22 protein-coding genes and 3 tRNA genes are annotated in these 20,289 nt (G+C 70.0%); 18 read left to right on the top strand and 7 right to left on the bottom strand.

The features are described 5' to 3' along the window. The 3 genes from ACX80L_RS08770 to ACX80L_RS08780 form a co-directional block, all read right to left on the bottom strand. Nucleotides 1–231, bottom strand: a complete 231-nt coding sequence (locus ACX80L_RS08770; RefSeq protein ID WP_459268798.1) for a hypothetical protein — start codon at nt 229–231, stop codon at nt 1–3. A 4-nt stretch (nt 232–235) separates the two neighbouring features. Then, on the bottom strand, nt 236–1,459 hold the full coding sequence (locus ACX80L_RS08775) for a S8 family serine peptidase (RefSeq protein WP_459289080.1): 1,224 nt from the start codon (nt 1,457–1,459) through the stop codon (nt 236–238). A gap of 120 nt (nt 1,460–1,579) precedes the next feature. Beyond that, nucleotides 1,580–2,683: a trypsin-like serine peptidase gene (locus ACX80L_RS08780; RefSeq protein ID WP_459289082.1), complete on the bottom strand. Its 1,104-nt coding sequence runs from the start codon at nt 2,681–2,683 to the stop codon at nt 1,580–1,582. A 252-nt stretch (nt 2,684–2,935) separates the two neighbouring features. Here ACX80L_RS08780 and ACX80L_RS08785 point away from each other — a divergent pair, with 252 nt between their 5' ends. From ACX80L_RS08785 to ACX80L_RS08795, 3 genes are all read left to right on the top strand, one after another. After that, entirely contained in the window at nt 2,936–3,472 is a 537-nt protein-coding gene (locus tag ACX80L_RS08785) for a GNAT family N-acetyltransferase (RefSeq protein ID WP_244186064.1), read from the top strand. Between the two features lie 13 nt (nt 3,473–3,485). Then, nucleotides 3,486–4,298 (top strand): fused MFS/spermidine synthase, encoded by an 813-nt coding sequence (locus tag ACX80L_RS08790; protein WP_133080246.1) that lies wholly within the window; start codon nt 3,486–3,488, stop codon nt 4,296–4,298. Between the two features lie 221 nt (nt 4,299–4,519). Beyond that, nucleotides 4,520–6,250 carry a cation:proton antiporter gene (locus tag ACX80L_RS08795; RefSeq protein ID WP_459289083.1) on the top strand — a complete coding sequence of 577 codons (1,731 nt, stop codon included), beginning with the start codon at nt 4,520–4,522 and terminating at the stop codon, nt 6,248–6,250. A gap of 73 nt (nt 6,251–6,323) precedes the next feature. On the opposite strand, the gene ACX80L_RS08800 is transcribed toward ACX80L_RS08795, so the two are convergent. Further along, the gene (locus ACX80L_RS08800) at nt 6,324–7,226 is read right to left on the bottom strand and encodes a LysR family transcriptional regulator (RefSeq protein WP_133080248.1); all 903 of its coding nucleotides are present in this window, start codon (nt 7,224–7,226) and stop codon (nt 6,324–6,326) included. Between the two features lie 141 nt (nt 7,227–7,367). Here ACX80L_RS08800 and ACX80L_RS08805 point away from each other — a divergent pair, with 141 nt between their 5' ends. Then, complete coding sequence (locus tag ACX80L_RS08805; RefSeq protein ID WP_459289347.1) at nt 7,368–8,168, top strand: 3-hydroxybutyrate dehydrogenase; 801 nt, start codon at nt 7,368–7,370, stop codon at nt 8,166–8,168. 204 nt (nt 8,169–8,372) lie between these two features. Here ACX80L_RS08805 and ACX80L_RS08810 read toward each other — a convergent pair whose 3' ends face one another. Further along, entirely contained in the window at nt 8,373–9,824 is a 1,452-nt protein-coding gene (locus ACX80L_RS08810) for an NCS2 family permease (RefSeq protein ID WP_133080250.1), read from the bottom strand. A 148-nt stretch (nt 9,825–9,972) separates the two neighbouring features. Between ACX80L_RS08810 and ACX80L_RS08815 the strand changes: the two genes are divergently transcribed. Next, entirely contained in the window at nt 9,973–10,596 is a 624-nt protein-coding gene (locus ACX80L_RS08815; protein ID WP_459289085.1) for a copper resistance CopC family protein, read from the top strand. Between the two features lie 30 nt (nt 10,597–10,626). On the opposite strand, the gene ACX80L_RS08820 is transcribed toward ACX80L_RS08815, so the two are convergent. Continuing rightward, nucleotides 10,627–11,280: an FAD-dependent monooxygenase gene (locus ACX80L_RS08820; protein WP_244186150.1), complete on the bottom strand. Its 654-nt coding sequence runs from the start codon at nt 11,278–11,280 to the stop codon at nt 10,627–10,629. Between the two features lie 256 nt (nt 11,281–11,536). On the opposite strand from ACX80L_RS08820, the gene ACX80L_RS08825 reads away from it, so the two are divergent. Further along, entirely contained in the window at nt 11,537–12,550 is a 1,014-nt protein-coding gene (locus tag ACX80L_RS08825) for a universal stress protein (RefSeq protein WP_208740465.1), read from the top strand. 39 nt (nt 12,551–12,589) lie between these two features. Here the strand turns inward: ACX80L_RS08825 and ACX80L_RS08830 are convergent, their stop codons facing one another. Next, a complete protein-coding gene (locus tag ACX80L_RS08830) occupies nt 12,590–12,961 on the bottom strand; it encodes a metallopeptidase family protein (RefSeq protein WP_244186151.1) in 372 nt (123 codons plus the stop codon). A gap of 186 nt (nt 12,962–13,147) precedes the next feature. Here ACX80L_RS08830 and ACX80L_RS08835 point away from each other — a divergent pair. The 12 genes from ACX80L_RS08835 to ACX80L_RS08890 all read left to right on the top strand — a co-directional run bounded on the left by ACX80L_RS08835 (nt 13,148) and on the right by ACX80L_RS08890 (nt 20,289). Continuing rightward, nucleotides 13,148–13,220: transfer RNA gene (locus ACX80L_RS08835), tRNA-Glu, on the top strand. A gap of 87 nt (nt 13,221–13,307) precedes the next feature. Continuing rightward, nucleotides 13,308–13,381: transfer RNA gene (locus tag ACX80L_RS08840), tRNA-Asp, on the top strand. A gap of 71 nt (nt 13,382–13,452) precedes the next feature. Continuing rightward, nucleotides 13,453–13,525: transfer RNA gene (locus ACX80L_RS08845), tRNA-Phe, on the top strand. Between the two features lie 256 nt (nt 13,526–13,781). Then, nucleotides 13,782–14,282 carry a hypothetical protein gene (locus tag ACX80L_RS08850; RefSeq protein WP_459289088.1) on the top strand — a complete coding sequence of 167 codons (501 nt, stop codon included), beginning with the start codon at nt 13,782–13,784 and terminating at the stop codon, nt 14,280–14,282. A gap of 99 nt (nt 14,283–14,381) precedes the next feature. After that, nucleotides 14,382–14,837 (top strand): Asp23/Gls24 family envelope stress response protein, encoded by a 456-nt coding sequence (locus ACX80L_RS08855; RefSeq protein ID WP_133080255.1) that lies wholly within the window; start codon nt 14,382–14,384, stop codon nt 14,835–14,837. A gap of 7 nt (nt 14,838–14,844) precedes the next feature. Further along, nucleotides 14,845–15,036 carry a DUF2273 domain-containing protein gene (locus ACX80L_RS08860; protein ID WP_133080256.1) on the top strand — a complete coding sequence of 64 codons (192 nt, stop codon included), beginning with the start codon at nt 14,845–14,847 and terminating at the stop codon, nt 15,034–15,036. Continuing rightward, nucleotides 15,033–15,452, top strand: a complete 420-nt coding sequence (locus ACX80L_RS08865; RefSeq protein ID WP_459289090.1) for a hypothetical protein — start codon at nt 15,033–15,035, stop codon at nt 15,450–15,452. The genes ACX80L_RS08860 and ACX80L_RS08865 overlap by 4 nt, the downstream gene beginning before the upstream one ends. Then, nucleotides 15,449–16,051: a DUF6286 domain-containing protein gene (locus ACX80L_RS08870; protein WP_459289092.1), complete on the top strand. Its 603-nt coding sequence runs from the start codon at nt 15,449–15,451 to the stop codon at nt 16,049–16,051. Before ACX80L_RS08865 ends, ACX80L_RS08870 begins: the two co-directional genes overlap by 4 nt. Continuing rightward, on the top strand, nt 16,048–16,686 hold the full coding sequence (locus tag ACX80L_RS08875; protein ID WP_208740320.1) for a hypothetical protein: 639 nt from the start codon (nt 16,048–16,050) through the stop codon (nt 16,684–16,686). Before ACX80L_RS08870 ends, ACX80L_RS08875 begins: the two co-directional genes overlap by 4 nt. 182 nt (nt 16,687–16,868) lie before the next feature. After that, nucleotides 16,869–18,215: an ABC transporter substrate-binding protein gene (locus ACX80L_RS08880; protein WP_208740321.1), complete on the top strand. Its 1,347-nt coding sequence runs from the start codon at nt 16,869–16,871 to the stop codon at nt 18,213–18,215. 146 nt (nt 18,216–18,361) lie between these two features. Further along, the gene (locus tag ACX80L_RS08885; RefSeq protein WP_133080259.1) at nt 18,362–19,327 is read left to right on the top strand and encodes a carbohydrate ABC transporter permease; all 966 of its coding nucleotides are present in this window, start codon (nt 18,362–18,364) and stop codon (nt 19,325–19,327) included. 74 nt (nt 19,328–19,401) lie between these two features. Continuing rightward, on the top strand, nt 19,402–20,289 hold the full coding sequence (locus tag ACX80L_RS08890; RefSeq protein ID WP_244186274.1) for a carbohydrate ABC transporter permease: 888 nt from the start codon (nt 19,402–19,404) through the stop codon (nt 20,287–20,289).

The following is a 20,289-nucleotide window of genomic DNA, read 5'->3' on the forward strand; positions in this document are numbered from 1 at the left end:
CTACTGGACGGCGTCGCCCGGGGAGGGCAGCCGATAGGTCAGCTCCTCGTCCACCGCGGCCACCCCGTCGATCGTGCCGAGCCCGGCCAGGAGAGCGGCCGTCACCGAACCGGTGATCATGCCGAGTCCGGGCAGCACCCGGTCGACCACCATGCCGCGGAGGCCGAGCTGCTCTGCGACATGGTGGATCGATGGGCGGTGCTCGTCGTCGACCGTCACGGTGACCTTCATGCGGCTATTCCTGCGGCGCCATCGCAAGCCCCGAACCGACGTCCACCGACGGTGCCTGCAGTCGGGAACTCTCCTGCACCAGCACGGACCACAGCTCCCGCCCCCGGTATCCGGTGGCTTCGGCCCACAGTGCCGCGATACCCGCGACGTGCGGCGTCGCCATGCTGGTCCCGCTGATCGTGTTGTAGCGGTCGGGCATCAGCCAGGAGGAGTGCACCCGGTAGCCGGGACCGGCGATGTCTACCTGCCCGCCGCGCACGGGTAGTGTCCGCGCCGAGAAGTACGCCAGATCCAGTTGCTCGTCGAGTGCGCCCACCGCGAGGATGAACGGACTGTTGGCGGGTGCGCCGACGAAACCGAAGTCGTTCTGGCGCCGGTCCGCGTTGTTCCCGGCCGCCGCGATGATCAGCGAACCCTGGTCGAGCACCCGCCGCCCGATGGCGGTGTACGGCGGATGAACCTGCGCGATATCGGCTCCGAGGGACATCGAGATCACGGCGCAGCCGTTCACCAGCGCCCACTCGATGCCGGCGATGATTCCACCGTCACTGCCGGACCCGGAGTTGCTGAGCACCTTTCCGGCGTAGATGTCGGCTTCGGAGGCCACGCCGTAGCCCGGTCCTTCGCGGGAGGAGCGCGGCCCGCAGGAGGTGCCGATGCAGTGCGTTCCGTGCCCGTGCCCGTCCTGCGGGTCCTCGCCGGGGATGAAGGACTCGACCGTGACCTGACGGCCCGCGAAGTCCGGATGCGACGAATCGAAGCCGGTGTCGAGCACCGCCAGCCTGATGCCCTTGCCGGTGCGGGGGGACGTTGCGGCGCCGGTCGCCTGGAGGCCCCACGTGAAGTGCTCGGTGTCCTGGAACAGTGCCGAGGGTGGGCTCAGGGTCCCCTGCGACAGCGCGTGGTGCACGAGTTCCGGCGAGATGGACTCGATGTTCGACTGGTCCGACGACATGCGCAGCGCCCCGGCTTGCTGGGGATCCGCGGTGACGACGGCGACGCCGAGGGAGGCGAACACCGTGGCATCGGCATCGGCATCGCCGGCCGTCGCCGGGTCGACCGGCCCATGGCCGAAGTCGCGGGAGTCCGCCACGTTGGACAGGCCGGCAGCCGACCTCAGGAAGGCAGGCGGATCGGCTTCGGTCTCGGCGAAGACCACGATGAAGCGTCCGGTGGTTTCCGGTGCCGAGCCGGAGGGCCGGTCGCCGGAGGAATCTGGTTCGATCATGTCACTCAACCTCAGGGGTGTCGGGGTGGATCCTTCAGGGGCAGGAGGAAGTCCTGCGGTTCGGGGCGAGCCCGGAGTCGGCCCGGCTCCCCGATGGCGGGAAACAGGGCTCGCGCGTGCCTACGGCCAGGTGTTGCGCGCCCAGTGCAGCAGGTTCGTCAGCGCATTGCCCCCGGCGGCGACGTTCTGTCGTGGTTCACCGAAGTTGTCCTCGCCGCCCGAGTGGGTGCCGACGATATCGGGAGACCCCCCGAACCACCCGAAGACGGGTGCGCCGCTCTGGCCGCCCTCGGTGTCGGCGCGGTATTCGAGCTCCACGCCGGCGCCGTCGTTGTCGTCGTCGATGATCGGGAAATTGAGGAAGAGCCACGGCCGGTTGCCGCCGTCCTTGTCCCAGGGGTAACCGGGCAGAGTCCACACACTCTGGTCCTCCCAGCCCGGGTTGTAGGTCCGGAAACCGAACCACCCGAGGCTGCTGCCCAGCGCGACATCGAGCCGCATGACGGCCATGTCGTCGCCCTGTGCGTGGCTGCTGTACCCGTGGGCGCCGGTCACCCAGGACGCGGCCCACGCGCCGTGGATGGATGCGCCGTCGTAGAAGGCCGGCACGAAGAGCGCCTTCCAGTTCGCGGAGCCCCAGGGGACCACGTGGCTCGCGGTCAGGATGCTGCGGGCTCCGATCAAGGACGCCGTACCCCACCATGTCCAGTTCGGGGCAGCGGCATCGGTCCAGACGAAGATACGGCCGACGACGGAGAAGGGGTAGGCGTTGGGGTAGTACGCCGACCTGCCGTCGCCCTCGATGACCCATTCCGGGCGCACTTTCGCCCCGTTCCTGCGGACGAGGCGGGTCGGTTCGACCACGGGGGCGAGGACCGGCGTCGGCGCGACGGCGACCCAGTCCGGGATGTAGGAGGAGCCGGCGCTGCCCGCCGGATCCTCCTGGCCCTGCAGATCCGTGACGGCGGCCTCGACATCCGACAGGGTCGACGGTTCCACCGCCTTCACCACGATGCCGAGGACCGTCCCGGGATCGCTGACCGTCATACGCCCTTCCGCGTCGGTGCGGAAAGCGCTGGACGCATCGCCGAGCACAGCCGCGGAGGGCAGGCGGTCGAAGACGAGGTAGTTCCGGGGGTCGTGCAGTTCGGAGGGCGAGTCGCCCTGTTGCGGGCGGGTGCGGGACATGATGCGGTCCAGCGGTTCCGGCGAATCGTTCGTCATGGTCTCTCCTCGAGCGGCGGTGCGTGGGTGCCGGCCATCAGCCGGTCCGTCGTCGCCTGGCGCGACCCGTGGCCTGCACGGGACAGTGAACCAGCCGGAGTTCACCCGGCTCCTCAGCCGGTCGGCGCCGGAGCGTGCGATCACCCTAGGCCCGACGGCGTTACCGCCGCGTTATGGTCGCGTTACCGGCCGGGCGGGCGCCATGAGGAGCACCACCGCACCTCGGTGGCCTGGGGCCACTAAACTGGGGCAGTGACACAGCCCCTGCTGACGCTTCCCTACCTGATCCGGCCGGCCACGGTGGACGACGCCGAGGCGTACGCGCGTACCCACGTGGCAGGGCTGCACGAGACGTACGAGCAGATCATGCCGCGGGAGTACCACGAGTTCTACGACGCCGAGCTGCCCGCGATGATCGAGCGGCAGCGCGAGGCGTTCCAGCACGCGGAACGCACCCGCGGCAGCGCGCGGAGCTGGCTGGCGTTCGACGACGACGGCGCGCCGGTCGCGATCGCGACCTCCGGTCCTGGACGCGACGAGGACCGCCCCGACTTCGAACTGCACCACATCTACACCCTCCGCTCCACGCACGGGACGGGGCTCGGGCAGCGCCTGATGGACATCGCGATCGGCACACGGGCGGCCTACCTGTGGATCCTGAACGGCAACCCGCGGGCCGAGCGCTTCTACCGCCGCAACGGCTTCGAACCCGACGGCACCTCGATGCTGTGCGGGCCCACCTGGCACCATCGGCCCATGTTCCGCATGCACCGTCCGGACCAGCGATGAGAGGGTGCACCTGATGGCGAAGCCCTCGGGGGCACGACCCGAGATCGGCGAGTTCCCCATCGACACCGGGACCTGCGAGCTCGAACCCGATCCGTACAACCCGAACGGCTGGGTGCTGCGCATCAACGGCGTACCCAGCTCCCACATCGACCTGGCCGATCCGCTGCAGCTCGACTTCGAGTACATGCGTTGGATCGCATCGCTCGTCGATTCGCGCTGGGCGTCCACGGACAGGCTCCGCGTGCTCCACCTCGGCGGGGGAGCGTGCTCGCTCGCACGCCGTTTCGCCGCCTCCCACCCGCAGGCGCGCCAGGTCGTCGTCGAACTCGACGGGCGGCTGGCCGAACTGGTGCGCCAGTGGTTCGACCTGCCCCGGGCACCGCTCGTGCGCATCCGCGTCGGTGAGGCCCGCGCCGTGACGGAGTCGCTCAGCGAGGACAGCCGCGACCTCGTCATCCGGGATGTCTTCGCGGGCGCCGTGACCCCGGTGCCCCTGACGACCCAGGAATTCACGCGGGCCGCCAAGCGCGTCCTCGCAGCCGACGGGGTCTATGTGGTGAACTGCGGCGACAGCCCGAACCTCGCGATGGCCAAGCGGGAGGCCGCGACGATCGGCGCCGAGTTCGCGCACACCGTGATCATCGCCGATCCGGCCATGCTGAAGGGCAGGCGCTACGGCAACGTGATCATCGCGGGGAGCGATGCGCCCCTCGGCGAGGATCCGGGGCTGGCCCGGGAACTGCTGGGCGGGGGAGTGCCCGCCCACCTCTGGCAGGACGCGCGGGTGCGGACGTTCTCGGCCGGCGCGCAGCTCCTCGCGGACTGACCGCCCGCGGAGGCGTGCGCGGCCGGCTGCGCGGACCGCGACCGCCATATCGCAGCGATGCCGACCTCACGGGCGGTCCGTCGGGCGCGCTGTCCGGCCCGCCGCTCGACCGGCCGCGCTGCCGGATCGAGCGCCGTAACGCCCCCGGCCCCTCCCGTGAAGGGGCGCCCCCGTCGCGCGTACGGCCGCCGGACGCGGTCCGTCCACACTAGGCTGGCAGCGTGGAACTGGGTCTGCTGGGCATCATCGGGATCGCCGTCCTCGTGGCGGTCGCGGTGCTCTCCAGGCGCGTGGGCGTCGCGGCTCCCCTCATCCTCGTCGTCGTCGGCATCGCGCTCTCCTTCGTGCCCGGTGTCCCGAGCTTCAGCATCCCCGACGAGTGGATCCTGGCGGGCATCCTGCCGCCCCTGCTCTATGCCGCGGCGATCAAGACGCCCGTCACGGACTTCCGCCGGAACGTCACGCCGATCGCCAGCCTGTCCGTCGCGCTCGTCGTGATCTCCGCCTTCGCCACCGGACTCCTCCTCCACACGCTGCTGCCCGGCCTGGGTCTCGCCGCCGCGGTCGCGCTCGGCGCGGTGATCAGCCCGCCCGACGCCGTCGCCGCAACCTCGATCGGCCGCCGGCTGGGCCTCCCGCCCCGGCTGCTCACGGTGCTGGAGGGCGAGGGCCTCGTCAACGACGCGACCGCGCTGGTGCTCCTCCGCAGCGCCATCGCGGCGTCCGCCGGGGCACTGAGCGGCTTCGGTGCGGCCGTCGGTGACTTCGTGTACGCCGTCGTCGTCGCCGTCGTGGTCGGCTACGCCGTGGGCGTGGTCACGGTCTTCCTCCGGTCCAAGCTCGACGATCCGGTGCTCGACACGGCGCTGTCCCTCGCCGTCCCGTTCGTCGCCTTCCTCCCCGCCGAGGAGCTCGGTGCGTCCGGGGTGCTGGCCGTGGTGGTCGCCGGGATCTACACCGGTCACCGCAGCGCGAGCCAGTTCGACGCCCGGGCCCGCATCAGCGACAACGTGAACTGGCGGACCGTGCAGTTCCTGCTGGAGAACGGCGTGTTCCTCCTCATCGGGCTCGAGGTCAGGACCCTGCTGCAGAACATCGACGAGTCCCTGCTGACGGTGCAGCAGACGGTGCTGATCGGTCTCCTCGCGACGCTCGCCCTGATTCTCCTGCGGTTCCTCTGGGTGTTCCCGCTCGTGCTGCTGATGCGGAGACTGCCGAGCCGGGCGGAACGGCGGACGCTGCAGCTGCGCCGCGGTCTCGGGCGCCTCAAGAAACAGCCGACGCTCGACGCCCGGCAGGAACGCCGCAAGCGTGCCCTCACGAGGCTGTACGAGCGACGCCGGGCCGACCTCGAGCTCGAACGGCGGGAGGGGTTCGGCTGGAGGGGCGCCACCGTGCTCGGCTGGTCGGGAATGCGCGGGGTGGTCACCCTGGCGGCCGCCCAGTCCCTGCCGGAGTCGTTCGCCTACCGGGAGCAGCTCGTGCTGATCGCGTTCACCGTCGCCGTCACCACTCTCCTGGTGCAGGGCAGCACCCTGCCCGCACTCATCCGCGTCCTGAGGATCGAGGGCATCGACGCGGACACCGACCGTGAGGAATCCGCCACCCTCTTCGACGAGCTGCGCACCGAGGGGCTGCGGATCCTGGACGACCCGCAGCAGATCGTCGGTGGGGACGTGCAGGTGGACGAGGACGTGCTGGAACGGGTGCGGACCGACACCGGCATGCGCTCGGAATTCGAGTGGGAGAAGGCGCGCCTGCCGGAGCAGAAGCTGGTGCGCTCACCGCACCGCCAGTACCGGGACCTCCGGCTGGCCGTGCTCGAGGCGGAACGGCAGGCGCTTTTGGCAGCGCGGGCACGCGGCACCTACTCGTCCCGCGTGCTGGCGAAGGCGCAGCGCATCCTGGACGTCGAGGAGACCCGGCTGCGTCCGCGGGGCGGATCGTCCTAGCGCCGTCCGGGCGCTGCCCCGACGCGTGCACGATCGCCGACATCCGGGAAGAGCATGCCGGCCGCGACGACGATCACACCCCGCCCGACCGGCCCAGCAACTGCGGCTCCAGCGCCTGCGTCCCCTCCCGCAGCGCCTCCACCACGGCGGCGACAGCGGGTTGCCGCAACGCGTCGGGACGCACCACCAGCCAGTAGTCCAGCTGCTCGGCGACCAGTCCGGGCAGGAGCCGCACGAGGTCCGGATGCCGGTCCGCCATGAAGCACGGCAGGAGGCCGAGGCCCGCACCCGTCCGCGTCGCCTCGACGTGGACGAACACGTTCGTGGAACTCAGTGCATCTCGCATCGCGGGCAGCAGGCGCCGTGGCGCGTCGAGGCTGTCCACCTGGAGCATCGAGTCGATGAAGTACACGAGCGGATGGGTGACCACCTCCGCCAGGTCCGACGGCGTGCCGTGCTCCTCCAGGTAGTCCCGGGACGCGTAGAGCCCGAGCACGTAGGCCCCGAGCCGCGTGGCCTCGGCCCGGTGCACCTGCGGTTCGCCCACCACCACCTCGAAGTCGAGGCCCGTCCGCGTCTGGGAGGCCCTGCGGGTGGCGGCGACGATCTCGATGCTCAGCCGCGGGTTGCGGGCCCGGAGCCGCGCGAAGGCCGGGGCGGCGATGAACGCGCTGAAGCCGTCCGTGGCACTCATGCGGACGACGCCGGTGAGCGCGCCGCCGTCGTCACCGGCCAGCTGCGCGACGGCCGCGGCGACTCCCGCCGCGGCATCCGCTGCCCGCCTGCCCAGGTCCGTGAGCTCCCAGCCGCCCGTGCCACGGGACAGGACGTGCCCGCCGAGGGCCTTCTCGAGGGCCGCGATCCGTCGGGAGACGGTGGTGTGGTTGAGACCGAGGCTGTCCGCCGCCGTGGTGAAGCGACCGGTCTGCGCGACGGCCCGGAGGACGAGGAGATCCTGTGCGTTCGGGGCGGCCATGTGTGCAGTATCGCAGGGTAGGCGTGCCGAAGTGGTCATTGGTCCCACTCCGTCGTGCAGGAATACTCAGGTGGTGTGCGGGGAGCGGCCCCGCCGAGCATGCGCGGAAGGAAAGCCATGAGCCTCGACGAAGCGGCGGCGATGTCCTACATCGGACCCGGGGGCAGGGCCGGCACGCAGCCCGCCGGTCGTTCCGAGGGGAGTCTCGGCGGTCGGAGGGCCGTCATCACCGGCGGCGCCAGCGGCATCGGCGCGGCCTGCGCGCGCAGCCTCGCCGCCCGCGGCGCTTCCGTGGTCGTCGCCGACCGCGACGGGCAGGGCGCCGCGGCCCTGGCGCGGGATCTGGAGGGGGAGGCCTGGGCCGTCGACCTGCTCGACACCGCGGCCCTCGAAGACCTGACCCTCGACGCGGACATCCTGGTCAACAACGCCGGCATCCAGACGGTCAGCGCCATCCAGGACTTCCGCCCCGACGATTTCCGCCGGATCCAGAAGCTCATGGTCGAGGTTCCGTTCCTGCTGATCCGCGCGGCGCTGCCGGGGATGTACGAGCGGGGTTTCGGGCGGATCATCAACATCTCCTCCGTCCACGGCCTGCGCGCCTCGCCGTTCAAATCGGCCTACGTCACGGCGAAGCACGGGCTGGAGGGTCTGTCCAAGGTCACGGCCCTCGAGGGTGGGGAGCGCGGGGTCACGAGCAACTGCGTGAATCCCGGCTACGTGCGGACGCCCCTGGTCGAGAACCAGCTCGCGGACCAGGCACGCCTGCACGGCATCAGCGAGGACGAGGTGCTCTCGAAGATCCTGCTCACGGAATCGGCGATCAAGCGCCTCGTCGAACCCGAGGAGGTGGCGTCGCTGGTCGCATGGCTCGCGGGCGACGACGCCGGGATGGTCACGGGCTCGTCCTACGTCATGGACGGCGGCTGGTCCGCGCGCTGAACCGCGCACCGACCTGCAGGACCGTCCCCCGGACAGCGACGACGGCGGTCCCCCATCCGCCGTCGTCGCCAGCCGTCGACGTGCGGTCCGTCGTCGCTCCTCCCACCCGGAGCGCTCGATGCGCGGGCTGGTTCGGACCTGCCCACTGATCGGCCCCGATCACCGGGCGGATCCGACGCCGGAGCGACCGCCCGCCCACTGGGATCAGATGCCGAGGAGTTCCTCGATGGGGCCGATGCCGAAGAAGACCACGAAGGCCGCGGCCACGGCCCACATCAGCGGATGCACCTCGCGGCCGCGGCCCTGGATGGCGCGGATCAGCACGAAGGCGATGAAGCCGGCGCCGAGGCCGTTCGCGATCGAGTAGGTGAACGGCATGAGCGTGAAGGTCAGGAACGCCGGGATCGCGACGCCCCAGTCCTCGAAGTCGATGCGGCCCACCTGCGCCACCATCATGAAGCCGACCACCACGAGCGCGGGTGCCACGGCTTCGAACGGCACGAGGCTGATGAGGGGCGTGAAGAACATCGCGAGGAGGAAGAGCAGTCCCGTGACCACGTTCGCGAGGCCCGTGCGGGCACCCTCGCCGATACCCGCACCCGATTCCACGTAGATCTGGTTGGACGAGACCGAACCGGCACCACCGGCCACCGCGCCGAGCGCGTCGATCACGAGCACGCGATCGACCCCCGGGATGTTGCCCTTGGCGTCGACGAGCTTGGCCTCGTTGGCGAGCCCCACCATGGTGCCCATCGCGTCGAAGAAGATGCTGAGCAGGATCGTGAAGGTCAGCAGGATGGCGGCGGTGCCGCCGAGGTGCCCGAACGCCCCGAACAGGCTCACGTTGCCCACGAGGCTGAGGTCGGGCACGCCGATCCACGTACCGGAGGGCAGTTCCGGGACCACGAGGGACCAGCCCGCGGGGTTCGGCTCCTGTCCGGGGGAGACGCTGGCGCCGACGTCGAACAGGGCTTCGAGGATCACCGCGAGCACCGTCGCGGCGAGGACGCCGATCAGGATCGCGCCGCGCACCTTCCGCACCACGAGGGCGATGGTCAGGATGAGGCCGAAGACGAAGACGAGGGTGGGCCAGCCGATCAGTACTCCACCGAAACCGAGGCCCACCGGCACCGTGGTGTTGGCGACGTCGGGGACGCGGCGCACGAAGCCGGCATTGACCAGGCCGATCAGCGCGATGAACAGGCCGATTCCCACGACGATCGCGGTCTTGAGGCTCTCCGGGACGGCGTTGAAGACGGCCGTCCGGAATCCGGTCAGCACCAGGACGAGCATCGTGAGGCCGGCGAGCATGACGAGTCCCATGATGTCCGGCCAGGTGAGGCCCGGGTTGGTGGCGACGGTGATCGCCACGAACGCGTTGACGCCGAGCCCGGTGGCCAGCGCGAACGGGTACTTGGCCCAGGCGCCCATCAGGATGGTCAGGATGCCGGCGACGAGGGCGGTCACGGCGGCGACGCGTTCGAAACCGAGCTCGCCGCCCGAGGAGTCGGCGCCGGCGAGGATGAGCGGATTCAGCACCACGATGTAGCTCATGGCGAAGAAGGTGGCGAGGCCGCCGCGGATCTCACGGGAGAACGTCGACCCCCGCTGCGTGATGTCGAAGTAGCGATCCAGCGCGGAACCAGTTTTGAGCATGGGGGATCCTAGGGCGGAAGGGTCGGGGAGCAATCGCGATACATTCTATCGCGGGCATGCCTGAAGGCTGCGTCCGTTACGCGCCCCTCCGGCCGGCGCGCTGCCGGGTCCCCAGCGCCCCCTCAGGGTCTCCGCGTAGGGTTGGAGCATGGTTGCCTCCCTCCTCCCGCCCGCCCAGCACCCGGCCACCCCGCGGCCGGGGCGTCGTCCCCTCCCTGCGGTCGCCGGGCTCGTCTCCGCCGTCCTGCTGGCACTCGCCATGCTGCTCGGTGCCGGCGGCGCAGCGAACGCGCACGACGAACTGACCGGTACCGACCCGGCGGAGGGCACGACCCTCGACGTCCTGCCCCCCAGCCTGGAACTCACCTTCTCGAACGTGCCCTCGGGGATCGGCGCCCAGGTGCAGGTCCTCGACGAGTCCGGCGTGGACTGGGCGGACGGGCCCGTGCAGATCGTCGACCGGACCGCGACCCAGCCCCTGCGCACCGGCGCACCGGCCGGGAGCTACACGGTCAACTGGCGCGTGGTGAGCTCGGACTCGCATCCCATCGAGGGTACGTTCGGCTTCAGCGCGCTGCAGGGTTCGACGACGGTACCGGACTCGGTGAGCACCGCCGGCCCGGTGGACACGGAGGAGGCCGAGGCCGGCGAGACGCAGACGGCCGGCGTCAGCGACTTCCCCTGGAGCATCATCCTGATGCTCGCGGCGCTCGTGGCGATCGCCGTCGCGCTCGCGGTCACGGCACGCAAGCGGCTCGGCGCCGGCAAATAGGGCCGGCCGGCAGACCGCAGCAGGGAAGGGCTATGCCCCCAGCGGCGAGATGGCCGCGAGGGGCGGCGCGATCCGGTTGAGGGCGGCCGGTCCCTGGGCCACGATGGCGTCGCTGACGAGTTTCGCCTGGCGGACGATCTCCCGGGTGGTGGGCGTCAGCAGTTCGCCGACGCCGACGAGGTGCAGGCCGATCGCGCGCAGGGCCGCCTTGAAGTCCCTGCCGATCGCGATACCCATGGAGCGGAGGAACTTCCGCAGTTCGTTCTGGGGGTACTTGGTGAGCACCACGTGGTCGGCGAGGAGCACGCCGTCGGCGGTCTGCACCGCCCATTTCTTGTGCCCCACGGGGCCCTTGATGAGCTTCGGATGCCCGATGATGCTGAGGTTCTCCGCCACGGTGGTCTGCCGGACATCGAGCTGGTGGGCCGTCGCGTAGCCGCGGAGGAGCCGCATGAGTTCGGTCCGTTCCGACAGGGAGACGGAGTCCGTCATGACCGTCCGCATGGCGCCGGAGTCGAAGCATTCGAGGCTCTCGACGACGATCGAATCGATGCCGCGGCGGCTCAGCTCGCTCGCGACGGCGAGTCCCGACAGCCCCGAGCCGATGACCACGGTGCTCGTATGCTCCGCGGGCGTGGGCATCGCGGACGCAGACCGGACCGGGTCGAGCGGCAAGGAATCCACCGGGTTACCTCCACTGGAAAGCATTGGTCCCGTACGGCCCGGCGCCTCTTCCGGGCCGTACGGACTCTTGGCTGCGAACGGGTCATCCAAGAGCACTTCGCGCGGGGGGAAAAGGGCTCGGAAGCCTACCTCCGCGACGGGTCTTCGAAGCCTATATAACTTTTCAGACCGTGGATAGACCGATGATCTGCGGTGCGCTACAAATGGTTGACCGGCCGCTTCGGGCGGCGGAACACGCGACCGAAGGAGGCCTGCCGTGGGCAGCGAGCACACAGAGGGTTTGTCGCAGGGGCTGGCGCAGCACGGGATAGTCGTCGGCGTCGATGGTTCCGACCAGAGCACGTGCGCCCTGCTCTGGGCCGCCCAGGAGGCCGAGCGCCGCAGGGCTCCGCTCTACGTGGTGACCGCCTACACCGTCCCGGTCTTCGCGGCCTCCAGCATGGACGCCGGCTACGCCACTGTGGACGACGACGTGATCCGGGCCAGCGCGCAGTCCGTGCTCGACGACTCGCTCGGGCACCTCGATGGGATCACGGTGGATGTGCATCCGCGGATCGAGACGGGTGATGCCGCCGGCGTCCTGCTCGACCTCTCCGAGGAAGCGGAACTGATGGTCGTGGGATCCCGCGGGCGCGGTGGCTTCGTGGGCCGCCTCCTCGGGTCCGTCAGCAGCGCGCTGCCTGCCCATGCGAAATGTCCGACGGCGGTGATCCCGGTCTGCACCGGAGCCCGCCTCGGGCATCCGGAACTGGGCCGGAAGTCCGTCAAGGACAAGCCGCCCGCCGTGGTGGAACCCGTGGTCGTAGTCGGCGTCGACGGTTCCGAACAGGCTCGCATGGCGTCTCTCGCCGCGGCCGAGGAAGCGCGGTCGCGGGGGCTCGCCCTCCGGGTCGTCTGCTCCGTCGCGCCCTTCAACGGCTCCCTCGCCTGGGTGCCCGCGCCCGTCGACCGGGAAGCGCTCCATGCCGACCTCGCCGTCCAGCTCGCTGCCGGACGCGACTGGCTCCAGAGCCACTACCCCGACCTGGACATCCGGGTGGACCTCGTGGACGGGCCGCCAGCCGAGGTGCTCATCGAGGCCTCGGCCACGTCGGAGCTGCTCGTGGTCGGCACGCGGGGCCGCGGCGGCTTCGCGGGCATGCTCATGGGGTCCACGAGCCAGGGCGTCCTGCACCATGCCCGGGGTCCGGTGCTGATCGTCCCCGACAAGGCGGACCCGCGACTCGAGGACCGGAGCTCGTTCGGGCCGATGATCGCGCCGACCCGGTAGCGCACGGGCCGTCACCGCCGACCGCGGCAGGGCCGGGCCTCAGCCCCAGCCCAGTTCGTGGAGCCGGTCGTCGTCGATGCCGAAGTGGTGCGCCACCTCGTGCACCACCGTCACCAGGATCTCCTCCACCAGTTCCTCGCGGGATTCGCACAGTCGCATGAGGGGTCCGCGGAAGATGCTGATGCGGTCCGGCAGCGACCCCGCCTCCCACCACGCATCGCGCTCGGTGAGCGGGGTTCCCTCGTAGAGTCCCAGCAGTTGCGTGTCGGCAGGTTCCCCGGGCCCGGGCTCGTACTCCTCGACGACGAGGATGGCCACGTTGTCCATGGCGCGGGCGAGGTCGTCGGGGATCCGGTCGATGGCGTCGTCGACGGCTTCCTCGAACTCTGTGAGTGGGATCTCGAACGGCACGACCCGATCGTACAGAACGCACACCCGCGCCTCGGACGGGCACCCAGGAGCCGGGTGACGCCGCCGAGGCGCCGATTTTGTGTAATCGAGAATCTGCCCCTATAGTTTTATAGGTCCACGACAGGGAATGATCCGCCGGAAAAGCTAGCCCTCCGGAAGGTCGCAGGAACCCGAACTGTGGTTCTGGCCCCCATCGTCTAGTGGCCTAGGACACCGCCCTTTCACGGCGGCGACACGGGTTCGAATCCCGTTGGGGGTACGCACGAGATGCCCTCACGGGCGGTCAACCGCACTGCAAAGTGCTGGTAGGCTGGAACTCTTGCAAAACGGCAAGGAAAGATAGCAAGGCCCTGTAGCGCAGTTGGTTAGCGCGCCGCCCTGTCACGGCGGAGGTCGCGGGTTCAAGTCCCGTCAGGGTCGCTCAGGCGGCCGGATCCCCTCGGGGATTCCGGTCGGGCTGGATACGGTGATCATCGCGAAGATGGTCGCAAGGCTCTGTAGCTCAGTTGGTAGAGCGTTCGACTGAAAATCGAAAGGTCACCGGATCGACGCCGGTCGGAGCCACCGCCGAAAACCCCGCAGTTCCCCACGGAACGCGGGGTTTTTTTCTGCGCCCGATGTTCCCAGCCAACGCCGGGGTTCGAGCCGTAGCATCACGGCGGATGCCGGCAGCGGAAACGGTGGGCCGGCATGCCCGGTCCGTCCGGACCGGTCGGTACCCCCCTGGGCACCCTGCGGTTGCCCAGGGGAACCACCTGGGATATTTGTGGAGCTTTCAAGCGTTGAACCCCCGGCAACCCCTCGAGACGAAAGGGCCTTCGTGAGACTCCTGCATGCGGTGCCCGGGCTGGCACTCGCCATGGCCCTGGCCGGGTGCAGCCAGGGTGCGACGGCCCCTGCCGAGACCATGCTCACCATGCCGGCCAGCCCGTCTCCCGGGCCCACTCTCCTCTCCGCGCCCCCGCAGGAGCCGGCTCCGGCCGGTTCCGGGGAGGGAGCGGCGGGCGGCGAGGAGACGGGGTCGGCGGTGGGCCCGGACCCGTCGGACCACTGCGTCATCGTGGCGGGCGGGGTCACCACGGCCATGCTCGCGCCGTTGAGCCTCCGCTCCAACTCGGACCCGGAGGAACTCGTCGCCCTCGAGCAGCAGATCCTCGACCTGCGGGAGAAGGTGCCGGCGGACCTGCACGACGACTTCACCACCCTCGCCTCTTCCGTCGAGGCCCCGCCGGAGGGGTCGGGCACGTTCGACGAGAAGGCCTTCCGCCGTGCCATGGTCCCCGTGCAGGACTGGCTCGGCCGGCACTGCACCCACTCCTGACCGCGTCCCGCCGGCGGCGCCGGTCCTTCTGACAGGGCGCCCTGCCCCGCAGGCCGTACCGTGGCTTAGGCTGGGCACAAGCGAAAGGGGTCGACGTCGATGATCGAGCAACCTCCAGGGCGGCCGCTGCCGGCCCTGCCGGACGCACCCGCCGGGCGGACCGTGATCGGTGACGCTGCTGCGGTGAAGATCGCAGCCATCGCCGCGCGGGCCGTACCGGGAGTCCACGCCCTGGGGCCCGGCGCCGGACGGGCCCTCGGAGCCATCCGGGACGCCGTCGGCGCGAACGATCCGGCGCACGGCGTGAAAGTGGAGGTGGGGCAGACCCAGCTCGCCGCGGACATCAGCCTCGTCGCCGTCTACGGCTACGCCCTCAATGCCCTGGCGGACTCCGTCCGGGTCGCCGTCTACGAGGCGCTGACCGATCTGGTGGGACTCGAGGTCATCGAGGTCAACGTCGAAGTCCTCGACGTGCACCTGCCGCCTCCGGCCGAGACGACCGGCGAACGCGTCCGCACGACGGGTTCCACCCAGCTGAAGCAACCGGTCGAGTGAGGCAGCCGTGACACCCACCATCATCGGCATGGCCACCGGAGCCGTCCTGGCTTTCGCCGCCCTCATCTTCGGGTTCTGGGGTTTCGTGCTGACCCTCGTGCTGGTCCTCGCCGGTGCCGTCCTCGGGCGCATCATCGAGGGCAGGCTCGACCTGCGCGGTGTCCTCGACGCCCTGTCCGGCCGACGCTCGTCCTCGTGACCACCGAGCCACTCCACGCCGCGACCACCCGTTCCATGGCTCCTCTCTCCGTGCCGCGGCACCGCGCGTCACCCGGTGGGCACAACCGCATCACCACCCAGGCCCTGACGAGCACCGCGCAGGCCGCCGCTGCGGAAGTGCTCGGCGTGCAGCCCGCGCAGGTCCGGGCGACGTTCACCGACGACCGCGGCCTGCTCGCCCTCCTCCTGGCCCTACCACTGCCCGTCCCGCCCCTGGCCCGCGTGCTGGACGATCCCGGCGTCGTGGAGTCGTTCGGCGACCCCCTGTGGGCGCGGGTGGAGGCGGCCCGCACACCGATCCTGGAGCGCGTCGAGTCGCTCACCGGCGCACGCCTGAGCCGCGTCGACATCCGTGTCATCGGCAGCACCGTCGCCAAGGGGGCGAGGGTGCTGTGACTGCGGATCCGCTGGACCGCTCGACACCTGCATCCACCGCCCGGCTCGTGCGCAGGGAACTCCACTCCTCGCGGGCCATCGCCTCGGTGGGAACGGCGGTCCTGCTGATCGTGGCGCTCCTCGTCCTGCTGTTCGAGGCGCTGCTGAAGGCGGTGGGGGACGAGCCGTTCCTCGTGGACCTCGAGGCCGCAGCAGCATGGGTCGGGACGCTGCCCGGTGCAGCACCCGCCTCCCTGCTCGGCGCCGGATCCGCCCTGCTGCTCGTGCTCGGAGCACTCCTCCTCCTGCTCGCCGTGCTGCCCGGCCGGAGACTCCGCTACACCATCCCGAACGAGCGGGCCGCGGTGGTCGTCGACGCCGAGGTGGTGGCGTCCTCGCTCGCCCGCAGGGCACGGATGGCGGCAGGGGTGGCTCCCGAGCAGGTGCTCGTGACCGTGGGCCGGACGACCGTCACCGTGCAGGTCCGTCCGACATCGGGTGTCCCCGTGGACGCCGATGCCGTGCGGGTGGCCGTCGCCGACGACCTCCGTCGTTCGAGCGTGGTGCCCGAACCCCGCATCACCGTCATCGTCGCCGAGTCGGGGGTGATCGGGCAGTGAACACCACCCCGCGCGTGCTCAACCGGCTCGTGCTCGCCGTCGTCGGACTCCTCGCCCTCGCCGCCGGAGCCTTCGGTCTCGCGCTCCTCGCCGTTCCCGCCGTCGCCTCCTGGTGGCGCGTCACCGCTCCGCGCATCGGGGAGGGCATCGACGGCGTCCGCGGCCGGACCACGCTCGAGGGGCAGGAGGACACCTGGCTGTGGGCCGCGCTCGCAGCCGTGCTCCTCGCGCTGGTCGTCCTGCTCGCGCTGTGGATCGCCGCACAGGGGAGGGGGCGGACCGGGGTGTTCGCCGCCGTCGGGGGGCCGGGCGGTTCCCCACCGCGTCCGGACGACGGCGGGACCGCGGGATCGGTGACGATCACCGCGGCGGCCGCCGAGCAGGCGCTCAAGGCCGCGCTGCTCGAGCGTCCGGACCTCGCCGGCGCCTCGGTGAGCACCTGGGAGCTCCGGGGAGTCCCGGGTCTGCGCGTCCGGGTGTTCCCGAGGAAGGGGGTCCCGCCCTACACCGTCGCGGTCGAGGTCTCCCGCCTGGTCGAGGCCCTGGATGCGGTCACGGGGTACCGGACCCCCGTGCTCATCAGCATCAGTTCAGGGGCGCGCGTCCGCTTCACCAGGGCCGAGCGCGTCAGCTGACCCTGTGGACCAGGTCACGATTCCGTATCAAAGCCGCGTGGGGTCCCCGCCGGGTTGTCGGGCGCTTTGCAAGCGCTTACGCTGACTCTCATCATTCAGTGAGGCGGCACAACCCCGGCGCTCGGCTTTCGTGGCCGTCAGCCAGGTTCACGGAGTACCGCAAGACAAAGGAGTCTGTTTCCATGGCGAATATTCGCTCACGCAAGTATCTGCTGCCCACGGCAGCACTCAGCGTCTCCCTCTTCGCACTCGCGGGGTGCGGTTCCGGAGGATCCGACAGTGCCGGTTCGGGCGACGCGGACTGCGCCGCCTACGAGTCCTACGGGACGTTCGAGGACGCCGAGGTCAGCGTCTACTCGACGATCGTCGACGTCGAGGCTGAAAGGCTCGAGAACTCCTGGGCCGACTTCTCCGAATGCACCGGCATCGAGGTCGCGTACGAAGGCTCGAAGGAGTTCGAGACCCAGATCGGCGTCCGCGCGCAGGGCGGGACGGCTCCCGACCTCGCGATCTTCCCGCAGCCGGGCCTGCTCGCCTCGCAGGCGGAGAACCTGAAGCCCGCCCCGCAGGCCGTCTCGGACCTCGTCGACGAGGGCTGGTCCCCCGACTGGAAGAAGTACGGCACCGTGGACGGCACCTTCTACGCCGCGCCGATGCTCGCGAACGTCAAGGGCTACGTCTGGTACGTCCCCGCGACCTTCGAGGAGAAGGGTTGGGAAGTCCCGACCACGTGGGACGAGATGACCGAGCTGACGGAGAAGATCGCCGGCGAGGAAGAGGAGATGAAGGCCTGGTGCGCAGGCTTCGAGTCCGGCGAGGCGACCGGCTGGCCGGGAACCGACTGGATCGAGGACGCGGTGCTCCGGGACCACGGCCCCGAGGTCTACGACCAGTGGGTGACCCACGAGATCCCGTTCGACGATCCCCGGATCGTCGAGTCCTTCGACCGCGTCGGTGACATCCTCAAGAACGACGACTACGTCAACGGTGGCTTCGGCGACTCGCGCTCCATCCTCTCGACCGCGTTCGCCGAGGCCGGCCAGCCCGTCCTCGACGGCCAGTGCGCCATGCACCACCAGGCCTCCTTCCAGGCGGCCAACTGGCCCGAGGACACCGAGGTCGCCGAAGACGGTGACGTCTGGGCCTTCATGACCCCTCCCGTCGATCCTGCCGCGGGTACGGCGATCACCGGTGGTGGCGAGATGGTGGGCGCCTACGCGGATCGCCCCGAGGTCGTCGCCCTGCAGTCCTTCATGGCGAGCGCCGAGTTCGCCAACGCCCGGGTATCCCAGGGCGGAGCGATCAGTGCCAACAAGGGGCTCGACCCCGAGCTCGCAGGATCGGACCTCGACCGCCAGTCGATCGAACTGCTGCAGGACCCCAACACGGTGTTCCGCTTCGACGCCTCCGACATCATGCCCGGCGCCGTCGGATCCAACTCCTTCTGGAGCGGCATCGTGAACTGGATCAACGGTTCCTCCACGGAGGAAGTGACGCAGTCCGTCGAGGACAGCTGGCCGGCGTCCTGATGCGCTGACGGCCGGCGTCGGCACCCGAGAAGGTGCCGGTGCCGGCCGTCGCCGGTTGCTCAGGCTCCACCGCTCCGGGCGGTGGAGCCTGCCCGGCCGCACTTTCCCAAGATCACTTTCATCACGCGCACCAAGGAGGCTGGGCTGTGGAAGATTTCGCTGACAAAGGTTTACAGGTGGTGGTGGGACTCGCCATCTTCGCGGCCATCATCGGCCTCATCATGCTGGTCGTGGACCGGGCTCCGAAGTCCGGACGGGAGAAGCTCCAGGTCGCAGGGTTCCTGGCACCGGCCCTGATCCTGCTGGCCGTCGGGCTCGTCTTCCCGGCGCTCCAGACCTCGTACCTCTCCTTCACGGACCGCAACGGGGAGTTCGTCGGACTGGACAACTTCGTGTGGATGTTCACGCAGCCCGAGGCCCTGGTGACCCTGAGGAACACCCTGATCTGGGTGGTCCTCGTCCCGTTGCTCGCGTCCTCGATCGGCCTGGCCTACGCGGTGTTCATCGACCGCGCCCGGGGCGAGAAGGCGCTGAAGGCCCTGGTCTTCATGCCCATGGCCATCTCCTTCGTCGGAGCCGGCGTGATCTGGCGCTTCGTCTACGCCTACAAGGGCGCCGAGCAGGACCAGATCGGGCTCCTGAACCAGATCCTCGTATGGCTGGGACAGGAACCCAAGCAGTTCCTGCTCGACGCCCCGGAGAACACGTTCTTCCTGATCGCCGTCATGATCTGGATCCAGACCGGTTTCGCGATGGTGGTCCTGTCCGCCGCCATCAAGGGCATCCCCACGGAGATCGTCGAGGCGGCGAGGCTCGACGGCGCCAGTGCGTGGCAGCAGTTCCGCAACGTCACCATCCCCACGATCCGTGGCTCCCTGATCGTCGTGATCACGACGATCACGATCGGGACGCTCAAGGTCTTCGACATCGTCCGGACCATGACCGCAGGCCAGTACGAGACGTCGGTGGTCGCCAACGAGATGTACACCCAGGCGTTCAGGGCGGGTGAGCCCGGACGGGGCGCCGCACTGGCACTGGTCCTGTTCCTGATGGTGCTGCCCGTGGTGGTCTACAACGCCCGGCTGCTCCGCAAGCAGAAGGAGATCCGATGAGCACCGTGCCCCTGCACAACGACAAAGAGCTCCTGCCGGACGTCAAGGACGACGCCACCGCCGGCACACCGACCATGCAGAAGCGCGTCCGGCAGCGGCTGACGTCGCGCGGGGCGACCGCTGCCGCGATCATCATCGCCGTGATCTGGACCGTCCCCACCTTCGGGCTCCTGATCTCGTCCTTCCGCCCCGAGGACAACATCAAGGGCAACGGCTGGTGGAACGCCATCCTCGACCGCCAGTTCACCCTGGAGAACTACGCCGACGTCCTCAGCCCCGGGGGCAGCCAGTCGCCGAACCTGCTCTCCTACTTCGTGAACTCCCTGGCGATCGTGATCCCCGGTACCGTCTTCACGCTGGTCCTGGGCGCCATGGCGGCCTACATGTTCGCCTGGGGCCGGTTCAGGGGGAAGGACGGCCTGTTCATCTTCGTCTTCGCCCTGCAGATCGTCCCCCTCCAGATGGCGCTGATCCCGCTGCTCCAGCTCTTCACGCAGGTCCTGAAGTTCGGCGAGTTCCAGCTGCTGCCGAGCGGCACCTACGCACAGCTCTGGGTGGCCCACACCATCTTCGGGCTGCCGCTGGCCATCTTCCTCCTGCACAACTTCATCGCGGAGATCCCCGGTGAGGTCATCGAGGCGGCGCGCGTGGACGGGGCCGGTCACAGCACCATCTTCTGGCGCATCATCGTCCCGCTGGCCACGCCGGCGCTGGCCTCCTTCGGGATCTTCCAGTTCCTCTGGCTGTGGAACGACCTCCTCGTCGCGCTCGTCTTCTCCGGCGGCGGGGCGGACGTCGCACCGATCACCCAGCGCCTGGCCGAGATCCAGGGCTCCCGCGGCGGTGAGTGGCAGCGGCTGACGGCGGGCGCCTTCGTGTCCATCATCGTCCCGCTCGCGGTGTTCTTCGGGCTCCAGCGCTACTTCGTGCGCGGCCTCCTCGCCGGCGGCCTCAAGGGCTGA

Source organism: Arthrobacter sp. MDT1-48-3 (assembly GCF_054511015.1).